Below are 5,971 nucleotides of genomic sequence, written 5' to 3'. Positions count from 1 at the left end.
GTATCCGGATGCACGTACGAGCGAACCGGCAAGTGGTGCTCAGACGGTTGCAGATACTGGCCGATCGTCAGCATGTCGACGTCGTGCTCGCGCAGATCGCGCATCACTTGAAGAATCTCTTCTTCCGTCTCGCCAAGACCGACCATCAGGCCCGACTTGGTGGCGACGTGCGGATGCAGCGCCTTGAAGTCCTTCAGCAACTTCAATGAGTGTCCATAGTCCGACCCCGGGCGCGCTTCCTTGTACAGACGCGGTACCGTTTCGAGGTTGTGGTTCATCACATCGGGCGGAGCGGCATTGAGAATGCCGAGCGCGCGATCCAGACGACCGCGGAAATCCGGCGTCAGGATTTCGATGCGCGTCTCAGGCGACAGCTCCCGCGTCTGACGGATGCATTCCACGAAGTGAGCCGCACCGCCGTCGCGCAGATCGTCACGATCCACGCTGGTGATCACCACGTACTTCAGCTTCAGCGCAGCAATCGTGCGTGCCAGATTACCCGGCTCTTCAGTATCCAGCGGATCAGGACGGCCGTGTCCGACATCGCAGAACGGGCAACGGCGCGTGCACTTATCGCCCATGATCATGAATGTGGCGGTGCCCTTGCCGAAGCACTCGCCAATGTTCGGGCAGCTCGCTTCTTCGCAGACCGTGTGCAGGTTGTGCTCGCGCAGAATCTGCTTGATTTCGTAGAAACGCGAATTGCCGGTGGCGGCCTTGACGCGAATCCAGTCCGGTTTCTTCAGCTTCTCGATCGGGATGATCTTGATCGGAATGCGCGCAGTCTTCGCCTGCGCCTTCTGCTTCGCCGTAGCATCGTAAGCGGCCGGTGCGGTAGCGGCGTCAGGAGCGGCAGTGCCGGCGAGGTTCGCGGTAACGTCAGTCATTGGTTCGGTCCAGTCAGGCGGTCACGACACCGGCCTGCGGTTGGGCGACGGCCGCGGGCGTGCCGTCGATGTTTGCGGTGAGGCGTGCAGCAAAGGTCCGGGCTACGTCATCCCAGCCGGCAGCGACGCCGAGCGTCGCCATGTCGACGGTTTCGAGCCCCGCGTACCCGCATGGGTTGATGGCCAGAAACGGCTGCAGGTCCATCTTCACGTTCAGGCTGACTCCGTGATAACTGCAGCCATTGCGGATTTTCAGGCCCAGCGCGGCGATCTTGGCGCCCGCATGCAACCCGGCATCCGGACCAGGCGCCACATAGATACCAGGGGCGCCCGCCTTGCGTTCTCCGGCGAGATTATACGCCGCGAGCGTGTCGATCACGCCCTGCTCGATCCGCGTAACCAGCTCGCGCACCATCAGCTTGCGGCGGCGCAAGTCGAGCAGCAGGTAGGCGACCACCTGTCCAGGCCCGTGATATGTGATCTGCCCGCCGCGGTCGACCTTGACCAGCGGAATGCCACTGTCCGCAGACAGCAGATGCGCCGGATTGCCGGCCTGGCCCAAGGTGAAGACAGGGGGATGTTCGACCAGCCAGATTTCGTCGGCGGTATCGGCGCCGCGTGCGTCCGTGAAGGCCCGCATGGCTTTGAAAGTGGTTTCGTAGGATTCGACACCGCGCCAGCGCAACGTCGGCGCGGGAGCGGGCAGCGCCTGGGGAACCTGCTCGGCCCGCGCGGCGGCAGTAGTAAGACCGACCGAAACCGGCGCCGCTGGATCAGCTAAGTCAGCTGGAGCGGGCTCGGAGGACAGGGAAGGCGAGGAAACCGGCGTGGCACACATGATGGCCGTAGTTTACCCAAATACGGAGATCCCCGCCGGAACCCACGTCCCAACCACCCTCAAACGGTCCGCCAGCCGTCCCTCAAATGCATGCCAAACCGGTCACCCAGCCGCACCAACCAGTCGACCGCCCGCACGTCGGCGCGCGCCGGGACGTCGAACGCCACCCGTGCCTGCGAGTCCGCTTCGACGCTCAGCCAGAGCCGTTCACCGCGCCGCAGACGCAGCATGTGGCCCGGTTCAAGCCAGTAGTCTTCGGTATCGTCGCTGCGTGTTACCCACACGGCAGAACCGCTCACCGCGAGCCGTGTGCTGCGCACAACCTTCATCGGAACCGTCTCGCCACCCTTGATTTCAAATGTGATACTAGAGGAAATTTCTCGCATGACACCCTCGTAAAAAGCCGTTTCGTGACTACAATCCTATGCGTAACAAGGGTTTACGCAAAACGATCAAATTTCACCTCTATGTGAGAAAAATTGCGATGGACCTTCGACAACTTCCTGCGCTGAACGCCATCAAGGCATTCGAGGCCGCGGCCCGCCACGAGAGCTTCTCGCGCGCCGCGGACGAACTGTTCGTGACCCACGGCGCGGTGAGCCATCAGATTCGCGCGCTCGAGGCCGAACTGGGGGTGGCGCTATTTGCGCGCGACGGCAAGCGGGTGCGTCTGACGGAGGTTGGCCGTCGTTACGCGGCACAGGTGCGCGCGGCTCTGACTGCGCTCGCCGACGCCACCCGCGAACTGCGCGCCGGCGACCGCGAGCGGCGTCTGGTCGTCTCGATGTTGACGTCGTTCGCGGCGCGCTGGGTGACGCCGCGCATCGGCAGTTTCATCGAAGCTCACCCGCAATGGGATCTCGAGCTGCTTTCCACCAATTTGCTGACGGACTTCGCCCGCGACGACGTCGATGCGGCGATCCGCTTCGGCTTCGGTAAGTATCCAGGGCTGCACGCCGAACTGCTGCTCGAAGAAATCTTCTTTCCCGCCTGCGCACCGAATTTCAACGGCGGCAATCTGCCGAAAGTACCGGCCGACCTCGCCAAGGTTCCACTGCTGCGCTCCGACGACGAATTGTGGCGCCCCTGGTTCGACGCCGCGGGCCTGACCGAATGGCCCGAGCCGAAACGCGGCGTGTTGTACCAGGATTCGTCGAACCTGCTGCAGGCGGCGATCGACGGACAGGGGGTCGCACTCACGCGCCGCTCGCTGGCGATGCACGAGGTCTCGTCAGGGCGGCTGGTAAGGCTCTTCGATGTGGACGGTCCAAGCCCGTGGCAGTACTACTTCATCTGCACGCCGCAAAGCCTGCAGACGGAGCGGGTACGCGCATTCCGGGATTGGGTGTTCGATGAGGCGGGACGGTTCAAACTGCTCTTCGATCGGGCCTGCTCGGCAGGACCGCAAAGCGCGACGGACGCGTTGCGCGTCACGCCATAACGGCAACCGGGCGCGCGAAGCGACCCAGCCGCTTACAGCACGACCTTCACCATCGGATGGCCGGTGAGCGCGCGATAGATATCGTCGAGATGGGCACGGCTGGTGGCCCGCACGGTCACCGTAAGGCCGGTGTAGTTGCCGCCGCTCGACGGCCGCATCTCGACGCGCGACGGATCGACCTCAGTGTCGAACTGCTTGACCACCGTCACGATCGTCTCGGCAAACTCGGGATGCGACTTGCCCATCACCTTGATCGGGAAATCGCAGGGAAACTCAAACAGCGAATCATTGTCGGATTGCATCTTTCACTCCTCGGCAACGGCCCGGGCAGCATGCCTGCCGGAGCCGCCGTCACGCGAATGCGCACGACTGCACGCACCCGCGCATCAGCGCTTACTTCTTCTTGTTGAACATCAGCATCAGCGAATCCCACACGCGGCCCACCACGCCGGCTTGCGGCACAGCCTGGAGCGCCACGATCGGGAACTGCGAGACCACCTTGCCGTCCGCCACCAGCTTCACCGTGCCAACCTGCTGGCCCTCGGCGATCGGTGCGATCAGCGGGTCGATATGGTCGACCTGCGGCTTGGCCTTGTCGGCGAGACCCTTCGGCACCGTGATGTACTGGTCGGCCTTCACGCCAATCTTGACCGTGTCTTCCGCACCCTTGTAGACGCGCGGCGTCTCGATCACCTGACCGGCCTTGTACAGACGCACTGTGTCGTACGCGCTGTAACCGTAGTTCAGCATCTTCAGGCTGTCTTCGACCCGGTCGTGCTCTTTCACTTCACCCATCATCACCGAAACCAGGCGGCGCGATGCATCCGGCGTGCCCGGCAGCGGACGCTTGGCGCTCGCGATCAGGCAATAACCGGCAGCCTCGGTGTGGCCGGTCTTCAGACCGTCGACCGTCGGATCGATCCACAGCAGGCGGTTGCGGTTCGGCTGCTTGATCTTGTTGTAGGTGAATTCCTTGACCGAGAAAATGTTGTAGTAGTCAGGATAGTCGCGGATCAGGCGCGCCGACAGGATCGCCAGGTCGCCCGCGCTCGTGTAGTGCTGCGCGTCGGGCATGCCGTTCACGTCGGCGAAATGCGTATGCGTCATGCCGAGGCGCTTCGCCTCGGTGTTCATCATGCTGACGAACTGCGACTCACTACCGCCCACCAGCTCGGCCAGCGCAATCGCGGCATCATTGCCCGACTGCACGATCATGCCGTAGACGAGATCATGCACGGAGACCGGCTTGTTCGCCTCGATGAACATGCGCGATTCGTCTGTCTTGACGCGGCGCACCGCCTCGCTCGGGTTAACGATCTGCTCCATCGTGATCTTCTTCGTCTGCAGCGCTTCGAAGACCAGATAGGCGGTCATCAGCTTGGTCAGCGAAGCCGGTTCGACGCGCTCGTCGGCGTTGCCGGACGCGAGCACCTGATTGCTGGTCGCGTCGACGAGTACCCACGAGCGTGCATTCACCGCCGGCGGCGGGACCTGCGCGAAGGCGGCCGTACTCGCCACCAGCGAGGCCGGCAGCAACGCGCCGAGCACCACGGCACGGCTGATGGTATGGGGAACGAAGGACGAGAGTGACGAAAAGCCGGAGGTGGAAAAACGCATAGGATCGATTCGGGCAGAAATATGCATCGCGCCCGGAGGCGCGCAGATTGGAAGAGCCGGTCGGCGAGCGCTGGCCGCGAAAAAACGCAACGCGGCGCCCGTTGGACTTCCGGCCACACGATCGGTTCGCGCAACGCGCCCCACAATCCGGCCTTGCAATCAAGCAACGGCGCTGACGATGCGCCAATCAACCGGACGGGCCGCGCTGCGCCCAAAAAAGAGCGCTCATTATACGCGCGCCGGGGAGCCAACTTTGCGCATCGCGTGTGGATAAATTTTCATTTGACGCGTACCTGTACCCCGGAAAACACGCTTCAACCTGCTGGCTATCGCCAGGCGTCGACGATAATGCGCTTGAGCACGTGTAGTTTGCGATGCAGAAAATGCTCGGCACCGGGGATCACCACCACCGGCAACTCCTGCGGCCGCGCCCAGTCGTAAACCGACTGAATGGGGACCGTATCATCGGTTTCGCCGTGAATCACCAGCGTGTTTTCCGGCACTGACGCCACTTCCCAGCGGCTCGCTGCCGTCCCGACGAACACGATCCGCTCGATCGCCTGCCCTTCTTCGAGCAGCCGCGCGGCCACATGCGAGAGCACGAAGGTGCCGAACGAAAAGCCAGCCAGCACGAGGGGCAGGTCGGCCTGCCCAGGTTGTGCGCGCATGTAATTGAGTACGGCGCGCAAGTCGTCGCGTTCGCCAATTCCCGCGTCATGTTCGCCCTCGGTCTGACCCACACCGCGGAAGTTCGAGCGATATGTCACGTAATTCAACTGCACGAGCGTGCGAGCAAGCGTCTGCGCGACCTTGTTGTCCATCGTGCCGCCGAACAGCGGATGCGGATGCGCCACGAGCGCAATCCCGCGCGGCGTGGCGCCGTTGTCGCGCGTTTCATCGGGCAGATCGACTGCAACCTCGATCTTGCCGACCGGACCATCGATCAGGAACTGTTTCGTATGAACGTTCATGGCGCCGCTTATTAATCGATTTTGAGACGGTCGACGACCTTGTCATTCGCAAGATGCGATTCGACGATCTCGTCGATGTCGCTCTCGTCAACGTACGTGTACCACGTGCCTTCCGGATAGATCACAAGCGCCGGGCCTTCCTCGCAGCGGTCGAGGCATCCTGCCTTGTTGATCCGCACCTGGCCCGGGCCCGCGAGGCCCAGTTGCTTCACGCGCT

8 protein-coding genes are annotated in these 5,971 nt (G+C 62.9%); 1 reads left to right on the top strand and 7 read right to left on the bottom strand.

Features of this window, described 5'->3' with window-relative positions; genetic code table 11:
• From lipA to M0954_RS19845, 3 genes are all read right to left on the bottom strand, one after another.
• A partial coding sequence (gene lipA / locus M0954_RS19855) for a lipoyl synthase (protein WP_297355052.1) occupies positions 1 to 887 on the bottom strand: 887 nt, incomplete at its 3' end.
• Positions 888 to 900: 13 nt separating this feature from the next.
• Complete coding sequence (gene lipB, locus M0954_RS19850; protein ID WP_297355050.1) at positions 901 to 1,725, bottom strand: lipoyl(octanoyl) transferase LipB; 825 nt, start codon at positions 1,723 to 1,725, stop codon at positions 901 to 903.
• Between the two features lie 59 nt (positions 1,726 to 1,784).
• Positions 1,785 to 2,111, bottom strand: a complete 327-nt coding sequence (locus M0954_RS19845) for a DUF2917 domain-containing protein (protein WP_123385287.1) — start codon at positions 2,109 to 2,111, stop codon at positions 1,785 to 1,787.
• 98 nt (positions 2,112 to 2,209) lie between these two features.
• On the opposite strand from M0954_RS19845, the gene M0954_RS19840 reads away from it, so the two are divergent.
• Positions 2,210 to 3,166 carry a transcriptional regulator GcvA gene (locus M0954_RS19840; protein WP_297355048.1) on the top strand — a complete coding sequence of 319 codons (957 nt, stop codon included), beginning with the start codon at positions 2,210 to 2,212 and terminating at the stop codon, positions 3,164 to 3,166.
• Between the two features lie 32 nt (positions 3,167 to 3,198).
• On the opposite strand, the gene M0954_RS19835 is transcribed toward M0954_RS19840, so the two are convergent.
• The 4 genes from M0954_RS19835 to M0954_RS19820 form a co-directional block, all read right to left on the bottom strand.
• On the bottom strand, positions 3,199 to 3,468 hold the full coding sequence (locus M0954_RS19835; RefSeq protein WP_122153249.1) for a DUF493 family protein: 270 nt from the start codon (positions 3,466 to 3,468) through the stop codon (positions 3,199 to 3,201).
• A gap of 91 nt (positions 3,469 to 3,559) precedes the next feature.
• Positions 3,560 to 4,783: a D-alanyl-D-alanine carboxypeptidase family protein gene (locus M0954_RS19830; protein ID WP_297355046.1), complete on the bottom strand. Its 1,224-nt coding sequence runs from the start codon at positions 4,781 to 4,783 to the stop codon at positions 3,560 to 3,562.
• A 326-nt stretch (positions 4,784 to 5,109) separates the two neighbouring features.
• Positions 5,110 to 5,754 carry an alpha/beta hydrolase gene (locus tag M0954_RS19825; protein ID WP_297355044.1) on the bottom strand — a complete coding sequence of 215 codons (645 nt, stop codon included), beginning with the start codon at positions 5,752 to 5,754 and terminating at the stop codon, positions 5,110 to 5,112.
• 11 nt (positions 5,755 to 5,765) lie between these two features.
• Positions 5,766 to 5,971 (bottom strand): (2Fe-2S)-binding protein (locus M0954_RS19820; RefSeq protein WP_297355042.1); only part of this gene is annotated, 206 nt, incomplete at its 5' end.

It is taken from the genome of Paraburkholderia sp. (genome assembly GCF_026225065.1).
GTDB lineage: Bacteria > Pseudomonadota > Gammaproteobacteria > Burkholderiales > Burkholderiaceae > Paraburkholderia.
Note: the sequence above shows the minus strand (reverse complement) of the source record. Positions and strands in the feature narration are given on the sequence as shown.